This window comes from Primorskyibacter sp. S87, from assembly GCF_049801055.1.
Classification (GTDB): domain Bacteria; phylum Pseudomonadota; class Alphaproteobacteria; order Rhodobacterales; family Rhodobacteraceae; genus JBNAGF01.
The window spans coordinates 532,183-556,041 of record NZ_JBNAGF010000002.1 but is presented as its reverse complement, the minus strand read 5'-3'; the positions used below and the strand labels follow the sequence as shown (position 1 = coordinate 556,041).

Annotated in this window: 20 protein-coding genes and 1 tRNA gene; 9 read left to right on the top strand and 12 right to left on the bottom strand. The window is 59.0% G+C overall.

The window, feature by feature from the left end:
* Nucleotides 1–9: 9 nt before the first annotated feature.
* From ACP15U_RS06155 to ACP15U_RS06140, 4 genes are read right to left on the bottom strand one after another with little or no spacing between them, the layout of a single operon-like run.
* On the bottom strand, nt 10–237 hold the full coding sequence (locus ACP15U_RS06155; RefSeq protein WP_425044262.1) for a hypothetical protein: 228 nt from the start codon (nt 235–237) through the stop codon (nt 10–12).
* On the bottom strand, nt 230–1,750 hold the full coding sequence (sufB, locus tag ACP15U_RS06150) for a Fe-S cluster assembly protein SufB (protein ID WP_425044261.1): 1,521 nt from the start codon (nt 1,748–1,750) through the stop codon (nt 230–232). Before sufB ends, ACP15U_RS06155 begins: the two co-directional genes overlap by 8 nt.
* A gap of 16 nt (nt 1,751–1,766) precedes the next feature.
* On the bottom strand, nt 1,767–2,810 hold the full coding sequence (locus ACP15U_RS06145) for a cysteine desulfurase family protein (RefSeq protein ID WP_425044260.1): 1,044 nt from the start codon (nt 2,808–2,810) through the stop codon (nt 1,767–1,769).
* 20 nt (nt 2,811–2,830) lie between these two features.
* Nucleotides 2,831–3,292: an Rrf2 family transcriptional regulator gene (locus tag ACP15U_RS06140; RefSeq protein WP_425044259.1), complete on the bottom strand. Its 462-nt coding sequence runs from the start codon at nt 3,290–3,292 to the stop codon at nt 2,831–2,833.
* Nucleotides 3,293–3,574: 282 nt separating this feature from the next.
* Here ACP15U_RS06140 and ACP15U_RS06135 point away from each other — a divergent pair, with 282 nt between their 5' ends.
* Nucleotides 3,575–4,228 carry an alpha/beta hydrolase gene (locus ACP15U_RS06135; RefSeq protein WP_425044258.1) on the top strand — a complete coding sequence of 218 codons (654 nt, stop codon included), beginning with the start codon at nt 3,575–3,577 and terminating at the stop codon, nt 4,226–4,228.
* A complete protein-coding gene (locus tag ACP15U_RS06130) occupies nt 4,228–4,482 on the top strand; it encodes a hypothetical protein (RefSeq protein ID WP_425044257.1) in 255 nt (84 codons plus the stop codon). Before ACP15U_RS06135 ends, ACP15U_RS06130 begins: the two co-directional genes overlap by 1 nt.
* Nucleotides 4,483–4,504: 22 nt before the next feature.
* Here ACP15U_RS06130 and ACP15U_RS06125 read toward each other — a convergent pair whose 3' ends face one another.
* Nucleotides 4,505–5,776 (bottom strand): agmatinase family protein, encoded by a 1,272-nt coding sequence (locus ACP15U_RS06125; protein ID WP_425044256.1) that lies wholly within the window; start codon nt 5,774–5,776, stop codon nt 4,505–4,507.
* Between the two features lie 207 nt (nt 5,777–5,983).
* Here ACP15U_RS06125 and ACP15U_RS06120 point away from each other — a divergent pair, with 207 nt between their 5' ends.
* The 3 genes from ACP15U_RS06120 to typA all read left to right on the top strand — a co-directional run bounded on the left by ACP15U_RS06120 (nt 5,984) and on the right by typA (nt 9,683).
* Nucleotides 5,984–7,198, top strand: coding sequence for an NADP-dependent isocitrate dehydrogenase (locus ACP15U_RS06120; RefSeq protein ID WP_425044255.1), 1,215 nt, complete (start codon nt 5,984–5,986; stop codon nt 7,196–7,198).
* A gap of 151 nt (nt 7,199–7,349) precedes the next feature.
* Entirely contained in the window at nt 7,350–7,685 is a 336-nt protein-coding gene (locus ACP15U_RS06115; protein ID WP_425044254.1) for a DMT family transporter, read from the top strand.
* 177 nt (nt 7,686–7,862) lie between these two features.
* Nucleotides 7,863–9,683: a translational GTPase TypA gene (gene typA / locus ACP15U_RS06110; RefSeq protein ID WP_425044253.1), complete on the top strand. Its 1,821-nt coding sequence runs from the start codon at nt 7,863–7,865 to the stop codon at nt 9,681–9,683.
* 164 nt (nt 9,684–9,847) lie between these two features.
* Here the strand turns inward: typA and ACP15U_RS06105 are convergent, their stop codons facing one another.
* From ACP15U_RS06105 to recA, 4 genes are all read right to left on the bottom strand, one after another.
* Complete coding sequence (locus ACP15U_RS06105) at nt 9,848–10,135, bottom strand: DUF1330 domain-containing protein (protein ID WP_425044252.1); 288 nt, start codon at nt 10,133–10,135, stop codon at nt 9,848–9,850.
* 1 nt (nt 10,136) lies between these two features.
* Nucleotides 10,137–12,809 (bottom strand): alanine--tRNA ligase, encoded by a 2,673-nt coding sequence (gene alaS, locus ACP15U_RS06100; protein WP_425044251.1) that lies wholly within the window; start codon nt 12,807–12,809, stop codon nt 10,137–10,139.
* Between the two features lie 72 nt (nt 12,810–12,881).
* Nucleotides 12,882–13,472 (bottom strand): MOSC domain-containing protein, encoded by a 591-nt coding sequence (locus ACP15U_RS06095; protein WP_425044250.1) that lies wholly within the window; start codon nt 13,470–13,472, stop codon nt 12,882–12,884.
* Nucleotides 13,447–14,520 (bottom strand): recombinase RecA, encoded by a 1,074-nt coding sequence (recA, locus tag ACP15U_RS06090; protein ID WP_425044249.1) that lies wholly within the window; start codon nt 14,518–14,520, stop codon nt 13,447–13,449. The genes ACP15U_RS06095 and recA overlap by 26 nt, the downstream gene beginning before the upstream one ends.
* Nucleotides 14,521–14,714: 194 nt before the next feature.
* Here recA and ACP15U_RS06085 point away from each other — a divergent pair, with 194 nt between their 5' ends.
* Entirely contained in the window at nt 14,715–15,311 is a 597-nt protein-coding gene (locus tag ACP15U_RS06085) for a gamma-glutamyl kinase (protein ID WP_425044248.1), read from the top strand.
* Between the two features lie 191 nt (nt 15,312–15,502).
* Here the strand turns inward: ACP15U_RS06085 and ACP15U_RS06080 are convergent, their stop codons facing one another.
* The 3 genes from ACP15U_RS06080 to guaB form a co-directional block, all read right to left on the bottom strand.
* A complete protein-coding gene (locus ACP15U_RS06080) occupies nt 15,503–17,809 on the bottom strand; it encodes an ATP-binding protein (RefSeq protein WP_425044247.1) in 2,307 nt (768 codons plus the stop codon).
* Nucleotides 17,810–17,907: 98 nt separating this feature from the next.
* Nucleotides 17,908–19,080: an RsmB/NOP family class I SAM-dependent RNA methyltransferase gene (locus tag ACP15U_RS06075; RefSeq protein WP_425044246.1), complete on the bottom strand. Its 1,173-nt coding sequence runs from the start codon at nt 19,078–19,080 to the stop codon at nt 17,908–17,910.
* A 12-nt stretch (nt 19,081–19,092) separates the two neighbouring features.
* Complete coding sequence (gene guaB / locus ACP15U_RS06070) at nt 19,093–20,541, bottom strand: IMP dehydrogenase (RefSeq protein ID WP_425044245.1); 1,449 nt, start codon at nt 20,539–20,541, stop codon at nt 19,093–19,095.
* A gap of 288 nt (nt 20,542–20,829) precedes the next feature.
* Here guaB and ACP15U_RS06065 point away from each other — a divergent pair, with 288 nt between their 5' ends.
* The 3 genes from ACP15U_RS06065 to ACP15U_RS06055 all read left to right on the top strand — a co-directional run bounded on the left by ACP15U_RS06065 (nt 20,830) and on the right by ACP15U_RS06055 (nt 23,681).
* On the top strand, nt 20,830–22,875 hold the full coding sequence (locus ACP15U_RS06065; RefSeq protein ID WP_425044244.1) for an ASKHA domain-containing protein: 2,046 nt from the start codon (nt 20,830–20,832) through the stop codon (nt 22,873–22,875).
* Nucleotides 22,876–22,956: 81 nt separating this feature from the next.
* The gene (locus ACP15U_RS06060; RefSeq protein ID WP_425044243.1) at nt 22,957–23,532 is read left to right on the top strand and encodes a carboxymuconolactone decarboxylase family protein; all 576 of its coding nucleotides are present in this window, start codon (nt 22,957–22,959) and stop codon (nt 23,530–23,532) included.
* A gap of 75 nt (nt 23,533–23,607) precedes the next feature.
* Nucleotides 23,608–23,681, top strand: a tRNA-Gly gene (locus ACP15U_RS06055).
* The last annotated feature ends 178 nt before the right edge of the window (nt 23,682–23,859 follow it).

Genomic DNA, 23,859 nt, shown 5'->3' with positions numbered 1-23,859 from the left:
GTACTCCCATCACTTCCCGCCGGGGCGGTCAAAGGTATTGCGGTGCAGCATCCTGACCAGAACCATGGCAGCCAGGCGGCCAATGACGGCGCCGGCTGCCACCCAGATCACCGGGTTGGAGTGTTCAGTTCCGTAGCGCGCCCAGAACATGCCAATCGCAGCACCCAGCACCGGAAGCACATAGGGCAAAGAGGCAGTCAGCCTGTCCGACATGGTTATGGTGGGCTTGTCAGCCAACAGATCCCTCCAGCGAGATTGCAACCAGCTGCTGTGCTTCCATCGCAAACTCCATCGGCAGCGCCTGCAACACGTCCTTGCAGAATCCGTTGACGACCAGAGCTACCGCTTCTTCCTCGTCCATGCCGCGCTGGCGGCAGTAGAAGAGCTGATCCTCGTCCACTTTTGAAGTGGTCGCCTCATGCTCAACCCGCGAGGAATTATTCTTAACCTCGATGTAGGGCACCGTATGCGCCCCGCATTTGTCGCCGATCAGCAGCGAGTCACACTGGGTGTAGTTCCGTGAATCCTTGGCCTTGGGGTGCATCGACACCAGCCCGCGATAGGTGTTCTGTGCACGGCCCGCGCTGATCCCCTTGGATACGATGCGCGACTTGGTGTTCCGGCCCAGATGCACCATCTTGGTGCCGGTATCGGCCTGCTGCATGTTGTTGGTGATGGCGATCGAGTAGAACTCGCCCTGGCTGTCATTGCCCCGCAGGATGCAGGACGGGTATTTCCACGTCACCGCCGAGCCGGTCTCCACTTGCGTCCACATCACCTTGGACCTGTCGCCCCGGCAATCGGCGCGTTTGGTCACGAAGTTGTAGATGCCGCCCTTGCCGTTTTCATCGCCCGGATACCAGTTCTGGACGGTGGAGTATTTCACCTCCGCGTCCTCTTCGATGATAATCTCTACCACGGCGGCGTGCAGCTGCGCGGTGTCCCGCTGCGGCGCTGTGCAGCCTTCGAGGTAGCTGACGTATGAGCCCTTGTCGGCAATGATCAGTGTGCGTTCGAACTGGCCGGTGTTTTCCGCGTTGATGCGGAAATAGGTCGACAGTTCCATCGGGCAGCGCACACCCGGCGGCACGTAAACAAAGGAGCCATCCGAAAATACGGCTGAATTCAGCGTCGCATAGAAATTGTCAGACGCCGGAACCACGGTGCCGAGATACTTTTTCACCAGTTCCGGATGCTCGCGGATCGCCTCGGAGATCGAGCAGAAAATAACGCCGTGCTTCTTCAGCTCGTCCTGAAAGGTGGTGCCGACGGAAACGCTGTCGAACACCGCGTCCACGGCTACCTTGCGGCCCTCTGAAGGGGCATTTTCTGCCCCCTCAACACCCGCCAGAATCATCTGTTCTTTCAGAGGGATACCGAGCTTTTCGTAGGTCGCCAGCAACTTGGGATCGACCTCGTCCAGCGACTTCGGCTTTTCTTCCATCGATTTCGGTCGGGCGTAGTAATACTGATCCTGAAAATCGATTTCAGGATAGTTCACCATTGCCCAATTGGGCTCATCCATCTTTTCCCACCGGGCAAAGGCGGACAGACGCCACTCAGTCATCCATTCGGGCTCGTCATTCTTGCCCGAAATCAGCCGGACGATATCGGGATTTACGCCCTTGGGCGCGTATTCCATCTCGATCTCGGTTTCCCAGCCGTACTTGTAGGTGCCAACATCACGAACGGCATCCACCGTTTCCTGATCGACACCTTCCTTGACTTGCGTCTGGTCCAAAGCGGCCATGAACAACCCTCCAAAATCACGCAGCACGCGCGCGATGTTTCTTTTCTTTTTCGAGCCACGCCTCGGCAAAGCGCAGCACGTCGTCTTTCGTTACCTGCGGTCCCAGACTGATCCGGACCGCGCTCGAGGCCGTCACCTCGTCATATCCCATCGCCTGCAAGACCGAACTGGCTTTGACCTTGCCGCTCGAACAGGCGCTACCGGCGCTGATGGCAAAGCCCGCAAGGTCCATTTGCATAACCTGCGTTTCGCCTTTCCAGCCGGGCGTCGCGAAACAAGATGTATTCGGGAGTCGCCTTTTGGATTTCCCGACAAAAATAGTCTTATTCGCGCCAGCCTCAAGAGCTGTTTCTAGAATATTTCTAATTTCTGCAACCCGATCCCAGACCCCGTTGGCCAATTCTTTTGTTGCGGCTTCGGCAGCGGCACCGAACCCGGCAATCCCGATCAGATTCTCGGTTCCGGAACGTCGCCCCATTTCCTGCCCGCCACCGCGAATCTGGGCACCAAGGTCGGTTCCACGACGGATCACCAATGCTCCGATTCCTTTGGGACCACCCATCTTGTGCGCTGAGATCAACGCCATCTGAGCACCGCACCAGTTGAAGGCAACTGGCAGTTTCCCAAAGGCCTGTGTCGCATCCGTCACCGCCAAACCCTGCGGCAACTCCTGCAGGATACCCGTTTCGGAATTCGCCATCTGAAGGACCGACCGCGCTGGATCCTCCACAATGACCCGGCCATCGTTCGAAACCTGCAGGTCTTCGCGGATCCACGCCCGCACCGCATCATGTTCCACCGCTGACCCGGACAGATCCCGCCCTGCGCAAGCGAGGGCTGCGGCTTCGGTCGCACCCGAGACAAAGATCACATCGGCGCCATCGGCTCCGAACGCGCTGGCCACCTGCGCGCGCGCGCGCTCCATCAGTCCTTTGGCGGCCCGGCCTTCGGCATGCACCGAGGACGGGTTTCCGACAAGATCCATCGCCGCGGTCATCGCGGCGCGGGCCTCGGGCCGCAGCGGAGCGGTCGCGTTATGATCGAGATATGTTCTATCCAACGGAAGGCGCTTTCATCGGTTCATTCCACATCTACAACCGAGAACAAGTTTGGCACCGCCGGGCATGGCGCCAGATCGTTGCGGATCACGTCCGACAAGCGGGTCTGGTGCAGAAACACATAGACATGAGCACTCAGCCCTTCCCAAAGCCGGTTGGTCAGGGATTGTGCCCGACTGCCCGAAGACGCCCCCGTGACCCCTGCCCCCTTGTGCATGGCATCGACCGTTTCATCCACCGCTGTCAGGATATCGACAACCCGGATCTCTGAGGCAGGCCGTGACAGCCGATACCCACCGCCGGGGCCACGCACCGATTTCACCAAATCCGCGCGCCGGAGTTTTACAAACAACTGTTCCAGATAGGGCAGCGAGATGTCCTGCCGTTGCGAGATCTCGCCCAATGTCACCAACTGGTCAGACGGCTGCAGCGCAATATCCGCCAGTGCGACGACTGCATAACGCCCCTTGGTCGATAGCTTCATACGCAGATCCCTTTCCTGCCCTTGCCCGTGTCCCGGCTTTGCCTATCTCGTCGCACCGCATTTTCCGAACCAATCCGGATCATTTTCCTCGCGATCCGGGATTTGCGAAACAAAACAGCGAAAACATTGACGTTACCGTCTGCAATGCGTATCTCGCTCGGGCGTGTCGTCATAAGTTCCGGCTTGAACCGCGCAATATTTAGAACCGTTCTAAAATGCCCCACTGAATTCGTCAAGAATGTAGCCGGGGCTCAAAGAAAAAGAGACAGGACAAAAGCTCCCATGCCCGAGGTGATTTTTCCCGGACCAGAAGGCCGCCTCGAAGGCCGCTACCACCCGCAGAAGGAAAAAGACGCGCCGATCGCAATCGTTCTTCATCCGCATCCACAATTCGGAGGAACGATGAACAACAAGGTGGTCTACAACCTGCATTATGCCTTCTACAATATGGGCTTCACGGTTCTGCGCTTCAATTTCCGCGGTGTTGGCCGCAGCCAGGGTGAGTACGATCAGGGCGTCGGTGAACTTTCCGATGCCGCCTCGGCGCTCGATTACCTGCAGTCGATGAACAACAACTCCAAGCATTGCTGGGTTGCTGGTTTCTCGTTCGGTGCATGGATCGGGATGCAACTTTTGATGCGCCGCCCCGAAATCACCGGTTTTATCAGTGTTTCTCCTCCGGCCAACATGTACGATTTCTCGTTCCTCGCCCCCTGCCCGTCTTCGGGCCTGATCATCAATGGCACCTCAGACCGTGTGGCGCCGCCGGCCGATACCACGGCTCTTGTAAACAAGCTGCACGAACAAAAAGGTATTACGATCACGCACACCGAGGTCGAGGACGCAGACCACTTCTTCCAGGAACCGCACATGGACACTCTGATCGGCAACGTGACCGACTATGTGAAGCGGCGCCTGACGGAGAACACTCGCTAATGTCGGAAACGATCGACATCCTCGCCTCCAAACTGGCCGAGGATACGTTGAAGGTGATGGATCAGACCGGAGAGGAACGGCTTTACGTCGAGGTCGGCAGCGTGCTGGCTGCCGCTTCGCAATCGCTGGAAGAAGCCTATCTGACCGAAGTTCGGGTGCGCTTGGCCGAACGCACCGCGCGGGATTTCCTCAAGAAACGCTACACCGAACTGAAATCCGGCACGCCCTCAGAAACGACAGAGCAGGCCGGATAACCCGGCCCGTCCACCGCCTTGGTCATTCGCTGTCTTGGCCGTGGCTGACAGTCAGCGGGCTCTTGTAGTCCGGTTCGGTGATGCCAAGCTTGCGCAGCGCCATTCCGGTCAGACATTCGCGCCCGATGCGGTTGGCGTTCATCGCCGAGACATATGTCGGGTCCAGCATCGGGGCCAGTTCGACCAGTTCAAAACCCACCACATTGGACTCGGCGCAGAGACGGCGCACGATCGGGAAGGCTTCGCGCGGTGTCAGCCCACCGGGTTCCGGGGTGCCGGTGCCGGGGACAAAGGCCGGATCCAGCGTGTCGATGTCAAAGGAAACGAACATGTATTCGGGTCCGTCCTGCGCCTCGCGGATCACGTCCTCCATCACCGCATCGAACCCGCGCGCCTCAATCTCGGCCATGGTGTGATAGCGGAAGCCCTGCTCGCGCATCCACTCGAACGACGCTTTGTCCGGATAGTAGCCGCGCAGCGCCACCTGAATGAAGTTCTTGCCGGGCACCAGCCCTTCCTCGATCAGGCGATAAACCGGCATACCGTGGTTGATCAGGTGGCCCATCATGTATTTGCCGGCATCGTAATGGGCGTCAAAATGGATCACGCCCACGTTGCCCTTGCCGTAGACATCCGTGAGGGCGGCCACGTCGGAATACATCAGCGAATGATCGCCGCCGATGATCATCGGGAACACATGGCGGCCATCCTCATGCTGAACCTCGGCGATCTCGCGCACCAGAGAGCGCACCGCATGCATGGTCCGTTCGGTGCTCATCATGTCGTTGGGTGCGTTGCCGTAATCGACCACCACCATCTCTTCCAGCGGGTCCACCATTGTCATCATGTGGGGCTGTGACAGACCGTATCCGCCATAGACCTGTGAGTTGCGGAACGCGTTGGGGCCGGCCGAGGCGCCACGCATGCCGGACCCCATATCGGTGAAGGCGCCGATTACCGCCACATCGACGTTGCCCGCCTTCAGATCCTCCGGAGTGAGGGCAAGTGGCGCGCTGAAAAAGGTCGGCATCGCCGTGTACGCCATTCCAAATGGAAAGCGGTTGGGGTTGATGGGGCCCGGTTCTCGACCTTCCTGCAGGTCGTCGCGCGGAACCTGCCAGGCGTTGTAGCTCGGATCCTCGGTGGCGAGCGGGATCACCGGCTGTTCGCCTTCGCGGATCGGGGCCACCGTGCCTTCGTATTCATGACCATAATACTGCGCGGAGGCGGCCCCGGACAGCAGAGCAAAGCCAATCGCAGTGCATCCCAGACACAACTTTTTCATTGATCTCATGGCTTATTCTCCCTTTGACAGCTTTCCGATCTGACGCCGGTTAAAGGCAAGTTTAGGGCAAGCCTCTGAAATATAAAGTCTTGACTGAAAGGTCTAACGGCGTTCGCCGACGCTCCTTTCAGTATACATTCGCATACATATCTTCCTCATCCACCGCGAATGGGATAAACAGCCCTCAGGCGACTCGGACCCGTAGAGAGGCATCCCATGACCAAGATCAAGGTAGACAACCCAATCGTCGAAATGGACGGCGATGAAATGACCCGGATCATCTGGCAGTTCATCAAGGACAAGCTGATCCTGCCCTATCTGGATATAGATCTGCTCTACTACGATCTTGGTATGGAAGAGCGCGATCGGACCGAAGACCAGATCACTATCGACGCCGCCGAGAAGACAAAAGAAGTCGGGGTCGCTGTGAAATGTGCCACCATTACCCCGGACGAGGCACGAGTTGAGGAATTTGGCCTCAAGAAGATGTGGCGCAGCCCCAACGGCACCATTCGCAATATCCTTGGTGGCGTGGTATTTCGCCAGCCAATCATTTGCCGCAACGTGCCCCGGCTGGTGCCGGGCTGGACCAAACCCATCGTGATTGGCCGTCATGCATTCGGCGATCAGTATAAAGCAACAGACATGAAATTTCCGGGGCCAGGCAAACTGACGATGAAATTCGTGGGTGAAGACGGAACCGAGATCGAACATGAGGTTTTCGACGCGCCCTCGGCCGGGGTTTTCATGTCGATGTACAATCTCGATCAATCAATTCTGGATTTTGCACGCGCTTCAATGAATTACGCGCTGGACCTCAAGTGGCCTCTCTACCTGTCCACGAAGAATACCATTCTCAAACAATATGACGGGCGGTTCCTTGAACTGTTCCAGCAGGTATTCGAAGACGAGTTCGAGGACCGGTTCAAGGAGGCCGGGATCTGGTATGAACACCGGCTGATCGACGACATGGTGGCTTGCGCAATGAAGTGGAATGGAGGGTTTGTCTGGGCCTGTAAGAACTACGACGGAGATGTGCAATCCGATACCGTGGCACAGGGGTTCGGCTCGCTCGGCCTGATGACCTCACAGCTGATGACGCCGGATGGCAAGATTGTCGAAGCCGAGGCCGCACATGGCACCGTCACTCGCCATTACCGCCAGCACCAGAAAGGTGAGCAGACTTCAACCAATTCGATCGCCTCGATCTATGCTTGGACCGGCGGATTGAAACATCGCGCCAAGCTGGACGGAAACGACCAGCTCATGCGGTTTGCCACCACGCTGGAGCGGGTGATTGTGGACACGGTCGAGGGCGGATCCATGACCAAAGATCTCGCCCTGCTTGTGGGGCCAGATCAGGGCTGGCTGACAACGATGGGTTTTCTCGAAAAAATCGACGAGAATCTGAACAAGGCGCTTGCGGGCTGACAGCGGGCTTTTCCACCACGGAACCGGGCTGACGGCGTCTTTTCGGGTTGGTGTTTCATTTCGACGCCCGCATGTCGCATCCGGGATTGCCGCATCCCGTGGCGGGCGGCTAAACACGCCGGACATGTTCCCAATAAGGCGCACTCCGGCCATGCCCATGCATTATGCCTACCTGTTTATCGCCGTCGCATTTGAGACCATTGGCACATCGGCCCTTCAGGCCAGTCAGCAATTCTCGCGATTCTGGCCATCTGTTCTTGTCGTGGTTGCTTATGGATTGTCCTTCTATCTGATGGGTTTGACGCTGAAATTCATGCCGGTGGGCATTGTTTATGCGATCTGGTCGGGGCTAGGCATCGTATTCATTGCCGCCATCGGATTCGTGGTTTTTGGCCAGAGGCTGGACTGGCCCGCGATCCTTGGCATGACACTGATTCTGACCGGCATTCTGATCATCCACCTGTTTTCCAAGGCATCCGGTCACTAACGTCGACAGATGCGAACTGGGCTGGCCCGCGCAGCACCAGCGCCCTGCGGATTTTTGCCATTCAGGCCCAGATCACATGTGGGATCGAATTCCGGATGAGGTCTTGCGCTTTTTTGCTGGTAACCGGGCCGATGGCACGTTATGCGCCGGGCAACTCCCAGTTCAAAGGCATACCCCATGGACCTGCGTAATATCGCAATCATCGCGCATGTCGACCACGGCAAGACAACCCTGGTGGACGAGCTGCTCAAACAATCCGGCGCATTCCGGGACAATCAGGCCGTGGCTGAACGCGCCATGGACAGCAACGATCTGGAACGCGAACGCGGCATTACCATTCTGGCCAAGGCGACGTCGGTCGAATGGAAAGGCACCCGCATTAACATCGTCGACACCCCCGGCCACGCCGATTTCGGTGGCGAGGTCGAGCGTATCCTCAGCATGGTTGACGGCGTTGTGTTGCTTGTCGATGCCGCCGAAGGACCGATGCCGCAAACCAAATTCGTCACCTCCAAGGCATTGGCGCTGGGGCTTCGTCCGATCGTTGTGGTCAACAAAGTCGATAAACCCGATGGTGAGCCTGACCGGGCGCTGGACGAGTGTTTCGATCTCTTTGCCAATCTCGGTGCAGATGATGACCAGCTGGATTTCCCGTCCATGTATGCCTCGGGCCGGTCCGGCTGGGCCGATATGGAGCTGGACGGCCCGCGCAAGGATCTCTCCGCCCTGTTCGACCTGATTGTCGAGCATGTCCCGGCCCCTGCACAGGCCGCGCACAAGGGCGAGCCTTTCCGGATGCTGGCAACCACGCTGGGCTCGGACCCGTTTCTGGGGCGCATCCTGACGGGGCGGGTGGAAAGCGGAACCCTGAAAACCGGCGACACGGTCAAGGCGCTGAGCCGTGACGGCAGCCAGATCGAAACCTTTCGGGCCTCCAAGATCCTTGCGTTCCGTGGTCTGTCGCAGCAGCCGATCGACGTGGCCGAAGCCGGCGATATCGTGTCGCTCGCGGGTATGGCCAAGGCCACGGTCGCCGACTCTCTGGTTGCCCCGCAGGTGGACGAAGCGCTGCCTGCACAACCCATCGATCCGCCGACCATCACTGTCACTTTTGGCATCAACGACTCTCCGCTTGCTGGCCGGGACGGAAAAAAGGTGCAGTCCCGCGTCATCCGCGACCGACTGATGAAAGAGGCCGAATCCAATGTTGCGATCCGCGTGACCGATACGCCCGGAGGCGAGGCCTTCGAAGTTGCCGGACGCGGGGAACTGCAAATGGGCGTGCTGATCGAAAACATGCGACGCGAGGGGTTCGAGCTTTCGATTTCCCGTCCGCAGGTTCTGTTCCGCGAGGAAGACGGACAGCGCATGGAGCCGATCGAAGAGGTCACCATCGACGTCGATGACGAGTATTCCGGTTCGGTGATCGAAAAAATCACCGGCACCCGCAAGGGCGAACTGGCCGAAATGAAACCAGCCGGCGCCGGCAAGACGCGGATTATCGCCCATGTGCCATCACGTGGCCTGATCGGCTATCATGGCGAGTTCCTGACGGATACCCGCGGAACCGGTGTGCTGAACCGGGTGTTTCACGGGTGGGCCCCACATAAGGGCGCGATCCCGGGAAGGCGCGCCGGCGTGCTGATCTCGATGGAGAAGGGTCAGTCTGTGGCCTATGCCCTGTGGAACCTCGAAGAACGCGGCCGCATGTTCATTGGCCCGCAAGCAGAGGTCTATCAGGGTATGATTATCGGCGAGCATTCCCGGGACAACGATCTGGAAGTGAACCCGCTCAAGGGCAAAAAGCTGACCAACGTTCGGGCGAGCGGTTCCGACGATGCGGTGCGCCTGACCCCGCATGTGCAGTTTTCGCTGGAAGAGGCGATTGCCTATATCGACGATGACGAACTAGTCGAAGTGACGCCCAATGTGGTCCGCTTGCGCAAGCGCTACCTCGATCCGCATGAACGCAAGCGGATGGCAAGGGCCGCCAGCTGAAGCAGACCTGTGACCGCTATGACACCGGCAGCCATTTACGTCTGTTGATCCCATCGCGGAAATTCGAAGTGAAAAAAGGCGCGCCGGAAAACGGGCGCGCCTTTTTCTATTTCAATTCGCGGAAATGTCCGGGTTCCGACGACTGCGGAGATCCCGGCCGCCTGTTAGTCCGAGGTTTCGACGACCAGCAGCTCTCGCTCCGAGGCATCCCGGGCGTGGCTCAGAGCTTCCTGATATTCCGGCGAGTTGTAGCAGGCCACTGCTGCCTCCACATCCGGGAAGCGCGCCACAACATTCCGGGGGCGTTCCTTGCCTTCCAGCTGAACGAACCGGCCACCCCGCGCGATGAAACTGCCGCCGTGCTTGGCGATCGCTGGTCCGGCCAGTTCGGCGTATTTTCCATACGCCTCGGCATCCGTGACGGTTACATGTGCAATCCAGAGTGCGCCCATATCATCCTCCCAATACTGTTTCGGCGGCCTTGATGGCCGCATCTGCATTTGTTGCATCTCGACCGCCGCCCTGCGCCATGTCGGGTCGACCACCGCCGCCCTTGCCGCCCAGCTCGACAACCGCCGCCTTTACGAGATCAACGGCCGAGATCTTATCTGTCAGGTCTGCCGTCACACCTGCGGCAACGGCGGCCTTGCCGCCCGCATCTGCAATCAGCAACACCGCACCGCTGCCAAGGCGCGCCTTGTGCTCGTCGATCAATGCGGGCAAATCCTTTCCGGAAACCCCGGATAGTGTCTGCGCGAGGAACGGAACGCCGGCCACCTCTCGAGCCTCGGCTCCACCGCCCTGCCCTGCACCACCAGCCATGGCCAGCTCGCGGCGCAGTTGCGCGACTTCGTTCTGAAGCGTTTTGCGCTCGTCCATCAGCGCCTTAAGACGGTCGACAACCTCAGCCGACTGCGCCTTGAGCATAGTGGTAACGTCCCCCATACGAGCGGCCTCGGCGGACAAGTGTTCGAATGCCGCGGCCCCGGTCAGGGCTTCGATCCGGCGCACCCCGGCGCTGCTGGCACTGTCGCCCAGCAACACGAACGTTCCGATATCACCGGTTTGTTTCACATGGGTGCCACCACAAAGCTCGATGGACCACGTCATGCCATCCTGACCCTTGCCGGTCTCTGCCCGCCCCATCGAGACAACCCGAACCTCGTCGCCGTATTTCTCACCGAACAGGGCTTGCGCGCCGATCTCGCGCGCATCATCGGGCGTCATGATCCGGGTTTCTACGGCAGAGTTCTGACGAATGAAGGCATTGACGTCGGCAGCCACGCGCGTCAGTTCCCCGGCGCTCAGCGCCTTGGAATGGCTGAAATCGAAACGCAGGCGATCTTCGGCATTGAGTGATCCCCGCTGGGCCACGTGATCCCCGAGCGTTTCGCGCAGGGCTTCGTGCAGCAAGTGAGTCGCAGAGTGGTTGGCTCGAATTGCGCTGCGGCGATCGTGATCCACCTCAAGCTCCACCGGGTCACCCTTCAGGATTGATCCGCGTTCGACGGCAACCTTATGGGCATATACTTTGGCGTCGGCGAACTTGCGGGTGTCTTCGACCAAGGCGACTTCATCCCGGTTCTCCAGACGCCGGATAACGCCGGTGTCGCCCACCTGGCCACCGGCCTCGCCATAAAACGGTGTTTGATTTACGACGATCCAGCCACTATTCCCGGCCTCGATCTTGTCCACCAATGCGCCATCCACGATCAAGGCACTCACCTGACCTTCGGCTTTTTCCGTGTCGTAGCCCAGAAAATCAGTGGCGCCAGCTTCGTCCAGAACGTCAAACCAGACAGCATTGTCGGCAGCCTCACCCGAACCGGCCCAGGCAGCCCGCGCCTTTGCCTTCTGTTCTTCCATCGCTGCATCGAACCCGTCGGTATCGACCTTCCGGCCTTTCTCGCGCAGCGCATCCTGTGTCAGGTCCAGCGGGAACCCGAATGTATCGTATAGCTTGAATGCCGCCTGCCCCGACAGCGGCGCATCTGCATCCAGACCGGCCAGTTCGTCGTCGAGCAGCTTCAGTCCCCGGTCCAGTGTTTGCTTGAACCGGGTTTCTTCCAGCAGCAGGGTTTCCTCGATCAGCGCCTGTGCCTGGCCGAGCTCGGGATACGCCGCGCCCATCTGCTGAACCAATGTCGGGACAAGGCGATGCATGACCGGGTCCTTGGCCCCCAGAAGATGCGCGTGCCGCATCGCCCTGCGCATGATACGGCGCAGCACGTATCCGCGCCCGTCATTGGACGGCATCACACCGTCGGAAATCAGGAATGAGGTCGACCGCAGATGATCCGCAATGACCCGATGGTGCACGTTCTTGTCGCCATAAGGATCGACATGGGTTGCGTCTGCACTTGCCTCGATCAGCGATTTGAACAGATCGGTGTCATAATTGTCGTGGCTGCCCTGCAATAATGCGCCAATCCGTTCCAGCCCCATCCCGGTATCGATCGACTGCATGTCGAGCGCCCGCATCGAGCCATCCTCGAACTGCTCGTTCTGCATGAAGACGATGTTCCAGATCTCGATGAACCGGTCACCATCCTCTTCCGGAGAACCCGGAGGTCCGCCCCAGATGTGATCGCCATGATCGTAGAAGATCTCGGTGCAGGGGCCGCAGGGGCCGGTCGGACCCATCTGCCAGAAGTTGTCGGCGGTTGCGATGCGGATAATCCGATCTTCGGGAACGCCGACTTTTTTCCAGATCTCGAACGCTTCGTCATCGGTATGATAAACCGTGGCGTAAAGCCGATCCTTCGGAATGTCGAATTCGCCTGTAATCAACTCCCACGCAAAGGGGATCGCTTCGGTTTTGAAATAGTCTCCAAAGGAGAAATTCCCAAGCATTTCGAAGAAGGTATGGTGGCGAGCGGTGTAGCCGACATTGTCGAGATCGTTGTGCTTGCCGCCTGCACGCACACATTTCTGAGAGGTCGTTGCGCGTTTGTAGTCGCGGGTCTCAACCCCGGTGAACAGGTTCTTGAACTGAACCATGCCCGAGTTCGTGAACATCAAGGTCGGATCATTTCGTGGCACCAGCGGCGACGAGGCGACAACCTCGTGCCCCTGTTTGGCGAAATAGTTCAGAAAGGTCGATCGGATATCGTTAAGCGTTGGCATTCGACGGGCGCTCTTTGGGATGAATTCATGTCGATTGCGGGTTTAGCCCTCTGGCCGTAGGCTGTCCACCGCTCAAAGCGTCGCCGGGTCCACCTTGGTCAGCCGATCGCCGTTGCGAATGATCCCATCCCGCTGAACCGAACAAAGTATCCCTCGGAGCCGCAGGTGTCTGTTTTCGGATGCGTTCACCCAATCCCGGGCCGCCGCACCATAGCGCACCTTCCACTTCACGCAGGCGTCATTGAACAGATCAGAAACCTGCAGAACCGCGCTGCCGGCCTGCAATAGTTGCCCGGCTTTCAGGTTCGGTTCGGAAAGGTCCATGTCGACAATGAACGTGTCACCGGGATGAACCGTATTCTCGCGGTCAAGCCAGATGGCCTCGAGAACACGTTCTTGCAGGATACAGATCTGAATGCGCGGATCCGGTGCCCCGTCTGGCAGGGTCAGCCAAGGGCGGGTATTCCAGCGCTCTCCGGGTATGCCCCGATCATGTGTGACCTCAATGGAGCCGACAAACCGGCGTTCACCGTTGCCCGGGCGCAGGCACAGCATGCCGATGGCCGCCCCGTCTTTCGGGGCGGCCATGATACCGGGCAACGCCCGGTCAAGATCTTCGCGGCTTGCCTGAATGCCGTCAGCCCTCCAGCAGGATATCGTCATCCTCGGCGGATCCGGGGGGCATATCGAAATCAAGCCCGTGCGCGGCTCGGATCTTGTCCTCGATATCCAGCGCGACCCGATCGTTTTCCCGCAGGAACTGCTTGGCATTTTCGCGTCCCTGCCCGATCCTTTCGTCGCCATAGCTGAACCACGAACCGGATTTGTCCACCACTCCGGCCTTGACGCCAAGATCCAGCAACTCGCCCATTTTCGAGATGCCTTCACCATACATGATGTCGAATTCCACCTGCTTGAACGGCGGCGCCACCTTGTTCTTGACCACTTTCACGCGGGTCTGGTTGCCCACAACCTCATCACGATCCTTGATCGCGCCGATGCGACGAATATCCAGCCGCACCGAAGAATAGAACTTCAGGGCGTTGCCGCCGGTCGTTGTTTCTGGACTGCCGAACATGACGCCGATCTTCATGCGGATCTGGTTGATGAAGATGACCATGCAGTTCGACCGGCTGATCGACCCGGTCAGTTTGCGCATTGCCTGGCTCATCAGGCGGGCCTGCACACCTACATTGCTATCACCCATATCACCTTCGAGTTCGGACTTCGGCGTCAGAGCGGCAACCGAGTCGACCACTACCATGTTAACTGCGCCCGAGCGGACCAGCGTATCGGTAATCTCGAGCGCCTGTTCACCGGTATCGGGCTGGCTGATCAGAAGCTCGTCAAGATCAACACCCAGCTTGCGGGCATATTGCGGATCGAGCGCATGTTCCGCGTCCACGAAAGCGCAAACGCCACCGCGTTTCTGCTGTTCGGCGATACAATGCAGGGTAAGCGTGGTCTTACCCGAGCTTTCGGGACCATAGATCTCGACGATCCGGCCCATCGGCAGGCCGCCTATTCCCAGCGCGATATCCAGCCCCAGTGACCCAGTCGAGCTAGCCTCGATCTCCTGAATGGTGTTCTCGCCGCCCAGCTTCATGATAGAGCCCTTGCCAAACTGCCGTTCGATCTGGGCCAGTGCGCTGTCCAGCGCCTTTTGCTTGTCCGCGTTTTGCTTGCTGCTCATCGTCAGAAGATCCGCCATTGTCCCGTTCTCTTTCCTTATTGTCACACCCCGAGCGGGGCGGCAATCGCTGCTTTGTTCACCTCTTGTTCACAATGAATACAAAAAGAGAACATTTCAAGATGAATTTTCGCAACTTTACTCTTTCCCAATTGAGTTAATGCAAGGTTTACGGCAGGCTTCAGCCAGTTCAAACCGCGAAAGGACCGTTGCAGGTGCTTGTTTTCTATAAGGAAAGGCTGGTGTTGTTGTCGGTTCCCAAAACTGGCACAACGGCTTATCAAACCGCGCTGCGCGACCGCGCGGACATCATGATCTCGAATCCGCCCGAATTGAAACATGCACCAATCTTTCGCTATGATCGTTTTTTCAGACCGATTTTCGAGAAGGTCTGTGACACTGAGATGGAGATCATGGCGGTAATGCGCGAACCCATAAGCTGGCTTGGCAGCTGGTACCGGTATCGCCGCAGACCTTACATGGCGGGAAGACCTAATTCGACACATGGCCTGAGCTTTGACGATTTCGTTCTGGCGTATCTCAAGGGTGATCAACCGTCCTTTGCACGGGTCGGTAGTCAGGCCCGTTTCCTGACACCGCGCCCCGGCGGCAAGCCTGCCGATCATCTCTTCCGCTATGAAGATCCCGAGCGGCTTGTCTCGTTTCTCGAGGACAGGCTGGAAACGAAGATTCAATTGGATCGTGAAAATGTCTCGCCATCCATGGATCTGACCCTTTCTCCCGAAGTTGAAGATCGGCTGCGTCGCAAGCGGGCTGAGGAATTTGCGCTATATCAGAGCCTCGGCGTCTGAGGTTTCGAACATTTCAGTCTGGCCCGAGGTATCGAATTGCCGTGGCACAAGTTCATGACCAATCGTTCCTTTTGCCTTCTGCGACGGCAACATGTTCCAAGTGGAACATACGGTGTCGTGCTTCCGCTTCATTTGGTGCTCCAGAATGCAGCCAGCGACGGGCTGATGCCCAATTCGCGCTATCCGGCGGCTCAATGTAGCTGCCGGTGTACCGTGTCGGTCAGTTGCCTGAGGGAAAAGGGCTTTGGCAGGAACACTGAGTTCGGCACGGCGGGTTTGGTGTCCTCAAATGCACCTTCGGCATAGCCTGAGACAAAGACCACCCGGACCTGCGGTCGCTTCTTTAGCGCTTCGCGGACCCAGCTTGGACCATCCATACCCGGCATAACCACATCTGTCACAAAAACATCCACTAACAGTTCTGGATCTTCGAGTGTCTGCAAAGCTTCCTCCGCCGAGGCCGCCTCAAGAACCGTATACCCTCTCAGACGCAGTGCGCGTGAGGCGAACGCACGAACCGGCGCTTCGTCCTCGACCAGCAGTACGACACCCTCGCCGTGAACCGCCACGGTCTGTGCCGGTTTCGGCTCTGCCGCAGGCCGCTCTGTCGCAATTTCATCGTGCGCTGGAAAGAACAAAGTAAAGGTCGTTCCCCTGTTGGGCACACTATCGACGAATATGAACCCTCCGGTCTGCTTGATGATGCCATAGGCCGTCGACAAACCCAGCCCGGTCCCTTCTCCGGTGCGCTTGGTTGTAAAGAACGGCTCAAACACTTTCTGAAGCTTGTCGGAAGGAATACCCACCCCTTCGTCGCAGACCCGCACGGTGACATATTGCCCGGCCGGAATCGTGGCCCGGTCCCGGTTCTGCGGCCCTTCCAGTGTTTCCACCTCGGTCTCGATTCGAATCTCTCCCCCCTGCGGCATGGCATCCCGCGCGTTGACGACGAGGTTCATCAGCACCTGTTCAAGCTGTCTCTTGTCCGCGCGGATCGGTTTCAGAACCGGGTCATGGCTCAGGGTGAGAGTCACTTTCTCACCGACCAACCGGTTCAGCAAATGGGTCAGGTCTGACAGGGTGTCTCGCAGGTCGATGGGTTCCGGCCGCAATGTCTGTTTGCGGGAAAAGGCCAAGAGCTGACTGACCAGCGCAGCAGCCCGATTGGCGTTCTGGTTGATCTGAACAAGATCACCGTAGTCCTGATCCCCCTGATCATGGCGCAGCAAAAGAAGATCGCAATGCCCGGAAATTGCGGTCAGCAAGTTGTTAAAATCATGCGCCACGCCACCGGCCAGCTGGCCGATCGCCTGCATTTTCTGGCTTTGCACGAATTGCGCCTCGAGTGTTTTCAATTCAGTTGCGTCACTCAAAACCGCAACGACAATCGGCGTACCGTCCTCGATCACTCTGCTCAGTGTCACCTGAACAAAGACTTCCCGATCTTCCCGGCTGAGCTTGAGAAACTCTGATTTCGGACTCTGCCGGTTTTCGAACGTATCCCCCAGCCAGTCCGCGATCGGACGCCCGAGCCCCTGCATCAGTTGTCCCAGCTGTGTCGGCTCGATCACCTCCCGGCCTAGCAATTCCGCGGCTAGCCGATTGGTCTTCAGAACTTCGCCACTGGCTGCAACCTTGAGCATGGCCACCGGCAAAAGGTCGAAATCGGACGCGTTATGAACAGGACACCCTTCGCTGGTTGGAAGGAAGTAGATTTCGGTGCGCCCGGCCGGTCCCTGCCTTTCGGCAACCAGTGTCGGCACCGGTCCTTCGGCGGTTGTGAGCATGTTGATCTGACCAGGCACCGGCGGCAAGGAGACAAACAACCGATCAAGCGACTTTGCCCGCTGGCCCACCAGCGTTCGCGCGGCTTCATTCATGAAAAGAACCGCTCCGGTCCTGCCCACGGTGATCATCGGGATCGGCAGGGTATCTGCCCCACGACCGGCCTGCGGCCTTTCGGCAAAGTCTTCCACACGCCAAAGGAAGCCCTGCTCCCCCATCAGATGCACTGCCAACCTGACATGTCCTCGGCGGGTGACGACATCCTCGCGTGCGTTCCCGTCGATCCGGGCCCGGCATTGCAGCCGGTACAGCACCGCAGAAGGATTTGCCAGAATCATCCGCAGGATGGCCGCCAGTGTTTCCCCTTCGGAGTCTGTAAACCGAACACAGGCCGCCCGATTGCGTGCATGAACACGCCCGTCGTCATCGGTCACGAAACTGGGCGTTGCGTCTCTTTCGATGAACCTGTTGAGCAGGTCGACCGCCATGATCTGGGCCCTTCCGGTCACCTGAATACGGATGGCGATCGCCGCGGCGACACAGGCCAGCGTGATCCCCGCGGTAACCGAGCCCAATCGGGGTAGTCCCGGCGGGAGAAGCAAAGAGCCAAACAACATGGCCGATGCCCCCAGCACCATCACTGCCGCGACCCGCGCCCACTGTGGCAAAACAATGCCCAGATCAGGCAGGCTCAACGGTTCGCGTTTGATCACCTCAATTCTCCACAGAGAGTTCGTTGCTGCTCTTTTTGCGCAACAGGGGTTAAACCCGGTTTAACGCATGGCAAAACTCTCCCTATGGTTGAGTTTCGCTATCCATACCCTCGCGTCAAGTGTGCTGAAAAAAACCCGTCCGTGCCTTCATCCATGAGCCAGCGCTGTTGCCATTGGGCAGCCCATTCGGGATTGCGAGCCAAAAACGCGGTTACCTGATCACCGTTCTCGGCATCCAGAACCGAGCAGGTCGCATAGGCCAAAACACCTTGGGGCGTGATCAGAGGCGCCACCTCCTCGAGGATCTCGGCCTGCACTGCACAGGTCCGGTCAAGTGCGTCCGGGGTCAGCCGCCACTTGCCCTCGGGCGCGCGTCGCCATGAGCCGCTCCCGGAACAGGGAACATCACACAGGATGAGATCAAACGGCGCCGCGCGGCGCACCTCGTTTGTCGACAGGATTTTGATTGAGCTGCCTGCGCGATCTGCCCGCGCCGGCAGATCCTTCATTCGCTGGGCCGAGGCATCATGGGCAAAAACCTCGATCCCATTGTGCGCAGCCATTGCGAGAGCCTTCCCACCACCGCCGGCACAATAGTCGAGCACCCGCATACCCGGACTCAACGGCAGAGCCTCGACCACCGCCTGAGATGCCGCGTCCTGCAACTCCACCACCCCTTCGAGATACGGCCTGCTCTGGCGCAACCGGCGTTGTCCCTCGGTGATCTCCAGCGCCGTTTCGCAGGCGGGATGCGGCTTTGTTGTGATGCCTTCGTCCAGCAAGGCACTTTGCGCGTCCGCAACAGAGCTTCGCGCCGTGTTCACCCGTAAATGCACAGGTGCACGAGTCTGCAGGGCTCGGGCAGCGGTTTCGATACGGTCGCCAAGGCTGGCGGAAATCGAGGGCCACAACCAATCGGGCAGATCCAGTAGCTCGGGCCCGACCATTGGCTCCCGGCCAGCGGATCGCTCCTGTTCATTCAGCTGATCCGGCGCGTGACCGATGCCGGTGAACCAACTCTCGGGGTCAATACCGGCAGCCAGACACGCCCCGAGCATAATCCCCCGTCCGGTTTCCCCTCCGCCCCGTGCAGCAAAGGACCGTTTGCAGCGCAATGCATCAAACACGTGATCGCGCACCGCAGCGCGATCTTTGGAACCGGCAAACCGAGACCGGCGCGCCCATCCGGTCAAAGCCTGTTCGGCCGGTTTTCCGGACAGGATCTGGTCGAGGATTTCGATCGCGGCCTGAATCCGCGCTGCCGGTGTCATCCGAACCTCGGCTTACATGACACGGTAATTCGGGCTTTCTCGGGTGATCTGCACGTCATGCACGTGGCTCTCCTTCAGCCCGGCGCCGGTGATCTTGACGAAATTACAGTTCTTGCGCATCTCTTCCACCGTCGCGCAGCCGGTATACCCCATCGCTGCCCGCAATCCCCCAACAAGCTGATGGATCACCGCGCTCGCCGAGCCTTTGTAGGGCACCTGTCCCTCGATGCCCTCGGGGACCAGCTTGTCGCTGGCGGCATCCTTTTGGAAATAGCGGTCAGCCGATCCGCGGGCCATCGCACCGAGCGATCCCATTCCACGGTAACTTTTAAAGCTACGACCTTGATACAAAATGACTTCGCCCGGGCTTTCATCCGTCCCGGCGATCATCGACCCGACCATGGCGCAGGAGGCTCCTGCGGCAATGGCCTTGGCAAAATCCCCGGAAAACTTGATGCCGCCGTCAGCGATAACGGGCACGTCACCTGCTGCCGACGCGCAATCCATGATTGCGGTCAACTGCGGAACGCCGACACCGGCCACCATCCGCGTCGTGCAGATCGACCCTGGTCCAATGCCAACCTTTACCGCATCGGCCCCGGCATCAATCAGCGCCCGGGTTGCGTCGTAGGTCGCAACATTGCCGGCAATCACCTGAACGGCGTTGGAAATGGCTTTGATCCGTTGCACAGCCTCGATTACACCGTCGGAATGACCGTGGGCCGTGTCCACCACCACGATGTCGACGCCGCCGTCGATCAAGGCTTCTGACCGTTCGAACCCTGCATCCCCGACCGAACTGGCCGCGGCAACCCTGAGGCGGCCCAACTCGTCCTTGCAGGCTGTCGGGTTCAGCACTGCCTGTTCGGTGTCTTTCAGCGTCAACAGACCAGTCAGCTTGCCTTCTGTGTCCACCACGAGCAGTTTTTCGATCCGGCGGGCTTTCATCAGGCTCTTGGCCTCTTCCAGATCTGCCGGTTCCTGCAGCATGGCAAGGTTGTCCGTCGTCATCATCACGTTGATCGGAGTGTCATCCGACGTGGCAAACCGCATGTCCCGGTTGGTCACGATACCGACAACCCGACCGGTTTCGTCCACAACAGGAAATCCGGTGAAGTTGTAGCGCTCGACCAGTGCCTTGGCATCGGCCAGAGTCTGGTTCGCCTTAAGCGTTACCGGGTTGTAGACAATGCCGGATTCGAACCGTTTCACGCGTCGGATTTCACGAGCCTGTTCCTCGACCGAAAGGTTCTTGTGCACCACCCCGATGCCACCTGCCTGCGCCACCGCGATGGCCATGCGAGCCTCGGTCACTGTATCCATCGCCGAACTCAGCAACGGAATGTTCATGGCGATGTCGCGGGTCGCCCGCGTCGTGGTGTCAGCCGTTGCCGGCAGCACCGCAGAAGCCGCAGGAACCAGTAGAACATCGTCGAAGGTGAGCGCCTCACGAATCTGCATTTCAGAACCCCATGCAAAAGACCGTTTGACGGTGACCCTATGACATGGATCCAAATGGAGGAAAACCCCTCACACGCAATTGCCCGAAGCGCGAATTGGCACAGGTTCCGCAAATCCGGATGTAAGATGCTGGCCCTCGGAGAAAATCAGACGTCATTTGAGGCCGACTGTCTCCACCGGGCAAAAAAGACGCCCACAATCCGTAACCTGCCGCTCTTCGGCCTTCCCCTTTTGGCGCGGATGCCTATCTTGCCCGCAAAACCCAAGGATTCCAAAGGCAGGTCTTCCATGAGCACCGACCCCCTCGTCGTCTTTACCCCTTCCGGAAAGCGCGGGCATTTTCCGGCCGGCACCCCGATCCTGACAGCGGCTCGGCAACTGGGTGTGGATCTCGATTCGGTTTGCGGCGGGCGCGGCATCTGTTCGAAATGTCAGGTGACGCCATCCTATGGCGAGTTTCCGAAGCATGGCGTCACCGTAAAGGAAGGCGCTCTGAGCGAATGGAACGCGGTCGAGCAGCGCTATGATGACAAGCGCGGACTGAAGCCTGGTCGTCGGCTGGGATGTCAAGCCACGGTGCAGGGCGATATCGTGATCGATGTGCCACCTGAAAGTCAGGTTCACCGACAGGTCGTGCGCAAGGCCGCCTCCGCCCGCGCCATCATGATGGATCCGGCAACGCGTCTTTACTTTGTCGAGGTGGAAGAACCCGACATGCATTCGCCCACGGGCGATCTGGAACGTCTGGAACGTGCGCTGCGCGACCAATGGCAAATCCCGGCCGTGAAGGCTGACCTGTCGCTGTTGTCGAAACTGCAACCCACCCTGCGAAAGGGAAAATGGCAGGTCACCGTCGCCGTGCAAAGGGATCACCGGGAGGGAACGGCCCGGATCATCGAGATATGGCCCGGCCTTCATGAACAAGGGCTGTTCGGGCTGGCCATCGATTTGGGGTCGACCACTATTGCCGCGCATCTGACCGATCTGGAAACTGGTGAAGTCAAAGCATCTTCAGGTCTGATGAACCCCCAGATCCGCTTCGGCGAAGACCTGATGAGCCGGGTATCCTATGCAATGATGAATCCCGGCGGTGATCGGGAAATGACAGCGGCCGTGCGCGAAGCGATCAATGATCTGTGCGCTGCGATTTCCGAAGAGGCAGGGATCAGCAAGGAACTCATCGTCGAGACCGTATTTGTCTGCAACCCAGTGATGCATCACCTGCTGCTTGGGCTGGATCCGGTCGAGCTGGGACAGGCGCCTTTTGCGCTGGCCAGTTCGGAAAGCCTGTCGTTGCCGGCACATGAAATGGGCCTGACGACCATGAACCCCCGCGCGCAAGTTTACATCCTGCCCTGTATCGCCGGGCATGTTGGGGCGGACTGTGCGGCTGTTGCCCTGAGCGAAGAACCCGGCAAGTCGGATGATCTGGTTTTGATTGTCGATGTCGGCACCAATGCCGAGATCCTGCTGGGCAATACCGACCGGGTTCTGGCCTGCTCGTCCCCGACCGGACCAGCCTTTGAGGGTGCCCAGATCAGCTCGGGACAGCGTGCCGCGCCGGGCGCCATCGAACGGATCGAAATCGACCCGGTGACCAAAGAGCCGCGCTTTCAGGTCATCGGGTCCGACAAATGGTCCGACGAAGCCGGGTTCGCGCTCGACATTGCCACCACTGGGATCACCGGGATCTGCGGGTCGGGCATTATCGAGGCCGTTGCCGAAATGCGCATGGCCGGGTTGCTCGACGCTTCCGGATTAATCGGATCGGCGCAACAGACCGGCACACCCCGCTGCGTCCCAGAGGGTCGCACCCATTCCTATCTGATCCATGACGCCAGTGCCGAGGGCGGGCCGCGTATCACTGTCACGCAAGGCGACATTCGCGCAATCCAACTGGCCAAGTCAGCGCTCTATGCCGGGGCGCGGCTGCTGATGGACGAGATGAATGTGGACAAGGTCGATCGCGTGGTTCTTGCAGGTGCTTTTGGCGCACACATCTCGACCAAGCACGCAATGGTTCTGGGCATGATCCCAGATGCGGCGCTCGACAAAGTATCAAGCGCAGGCAACGCCGCCGGAACCGGAGCGCGGATTGCGCTGTGCAACATTGCGGCCCGGGCCGAAATCGAACGCGTCGTGCGAGAGATCACCAAGGTCGAAACCGCGATCGAACCGAAGTTTCAGGAGCATTTCGTGGCCGCCAATGCCATCCCGCACAAGACCGATCCCTTCCCGGAATTGGCCAGCGTGGTCACCCTGCCCTCGCCGGCGTTCAATACCGGCGGCGATGCCGAAGGGACCGGAGGGCGCAGGCGCCGGCGCAGGGGCTGACCCGCCCCATAGCAACTGCCGGTGTGGGAATTGCCCACAGGGGCGTTTAAGGTGCGGACAATCCATTGTCAGGAGCTCGCCATGAAACGCCTCTTTCCCTCTCTCCCCGACAATCCAAGGTTAGGCCATGTATTTCAGAAATTCCCCGCAACCGTGCGGCCACTTCTCGAATTTCATGATCTTGCCCTGCGGGCCGACAGCGCCCTGTCCGTCGCCGAGCGCGAGCTGATCGCCGCCTATGTCAGCGGCCTGAACTCCTGCGCCTTCTGTCACGGTGCTCATGTTGCAATGGCTCAGGCATTCGGGGTCGATCCGGCCACGATCGAAGCCCTTTTGACGGATGTCAAAACGGCGCCGGTCGACGATCGGCTCAAACCCCTGCTCGCATATGTCGCCAAGCTGACCCACGCACCGTCGCGCATGACCGAAGCGGATGCCGAGGCGGTCTATGCCGCCGGGTGGTCCGAACAGGCGCTGTTCGATGCGGTGCAGACCTGTGCAATCTTCAACATGATGAACCGCATCGTCGAAGGCACGGGCGTTGCCACCTACCCGTCGGAAGCAGGTGGTGACATGTCACAAGCCGAGATCGAACGCCTGCAAAGCCGCAGCTACATGGATTTCGGCCGCGAAATCGGAGTGGTGCCGCCCCGATAGCCGCCAAAGGCTATCCGCTTGACGGCCCCGACCGGCATAGCTATCCATATGTCCCGGCCGATACCAGGCCGATACGCGGGTATGGTGAAAAGGTATCACGCGAGCTTCCCAAGCTTAAGTTACGGGTTCGATTCCCGTTACCCGCTCCAAAATCTCTTCTGACACCTTTTGCCTGAGCCTGCACCTGTTTGCGCGACGACAATCGCGAGCCTGAAATCCTCCCTTTTTCGTTGAGCTCCGAAAAAAGAAGAACTGATCGAGGCGGCTTATCCATGCCGACCCGTTGCCGTTACGTTACCTACGGGTGACAGAGTCCAACATGGGTCA

Excerpts from the sequence above, each read along its gene's own strand:
- ACP15U_RS06095 (WP_425044250.1), bottom strand. The coding sequence starts at position 13,472 with ATGACGATATCCTGCTGGAGGGCTGACGGCATTCAGGCAAGCCGCGAA.
- guaB (WP_425044245.1), bottom strand. The coding sequence starts at position 20,541 with ATGCAGATTCGTGAGGCGCTCACCTTCGACGATGTTCTACTGGTTCCT.
- ACP15U_RS06140 (WP_425044259.1), bottom strand. The coding sequence starts at position 3,292 with ATGAAGCTATCGACCAAGGGGCGTTATGCAGTCGTCGCACTGGCGGAT.
- ACP15U_RS06060 (WP_425044243.1), top strand. The coding sequence starts at position 22,957 with ATGAAACGCCTCTTTCCCTCTCTCCCCGACAATCCAAGGTTAGGCCAT.
- alaS (WP_425044251.1), bottom strand. The coding sequence starts at position 12,809 with ATGCCAACGCTTAACGATATCCGATCGACCTTTCTGAACTATTTCGCC.
- ACP15U_RS06125 (WP_425044256.1), bottom strand. The coding sequence starts at position 5,776 with ATGAGATCAATGAAAAAGTTGTGTCTGGGATGCACTGCGATTGGCTTT.
- ACP15U_RS06075 (WP_425044246.1), bottom strand. The coding sequence starts at position 19,080 with ATGACACCGGCAGCGCGGATTCAGGCCGCGATCGAAATCCTCGACCAG.
- ACP15U_RS06135 (WP_425044258.1), top strand. The coding sequence starts at position 3,575 with ATGCCCGAGGTGATTTTTCCCGGACCAGAAGGCCGCCTCGAAGGCCGC.
- recA (WP_425044249.1), bottom strand. The coding sequence starts at position 14,520 with ATGGCGGATCTTCTGACGATGAGCAGCAAGCAAAACGCGGACAAGCAA.
- typA (WP_425044253.1), top strand. The coding sequence starts at position 7,863 with ATGGACCTGCGTAATATCGCAATCATCGCGCATGTCGACCACGGCAAG.
- ACP15U_RS06105 (WP_425044252.1), bottom strand. The coding sequence starts at position 10,135 with ATGGGCGCACTCTGGATTGCACATGTAACCGTCACGGATGCCGAGGCG.
- ACP15U_RS06065 (WP_425044244.1), top strand. The coding sequence starts at position 20,830 with ATGAGCACCGACCCCCTCGTCGTCTTTACCCCTTCCGGAAAGCGCGGG.
- ACP15U_RS06130 (WP_425044257.1), top strand. The coding sequence starts at position 4,228 with ATGTCGGAAACGATCGACATCCTCGCCTCCAAACTGGCCGAGGATACG.
- ACP15U_RS06115 (WP_425044254.1), top strand. The coding sequence starts at position 7,350 with ATGCCCATGCATTATGCCTACCTGTTTATCGCCGTCGCATTTGAGACC.
- ACP15U_RS06120 (WP_425044255.1), top strand. The coding sequence starts at position 5,984 with ATGACCAAGATCAAGGTAGACAACCCAATCGTCGAAATGGACGGCGAT.
- sufB (WP_425044261.1), bottom strand. The coding sequence starts at position 1,750 with ATGGCCGCTTTGGACCAGACGCAAGTCAAGGAAGGTGTCGATCAGGAA.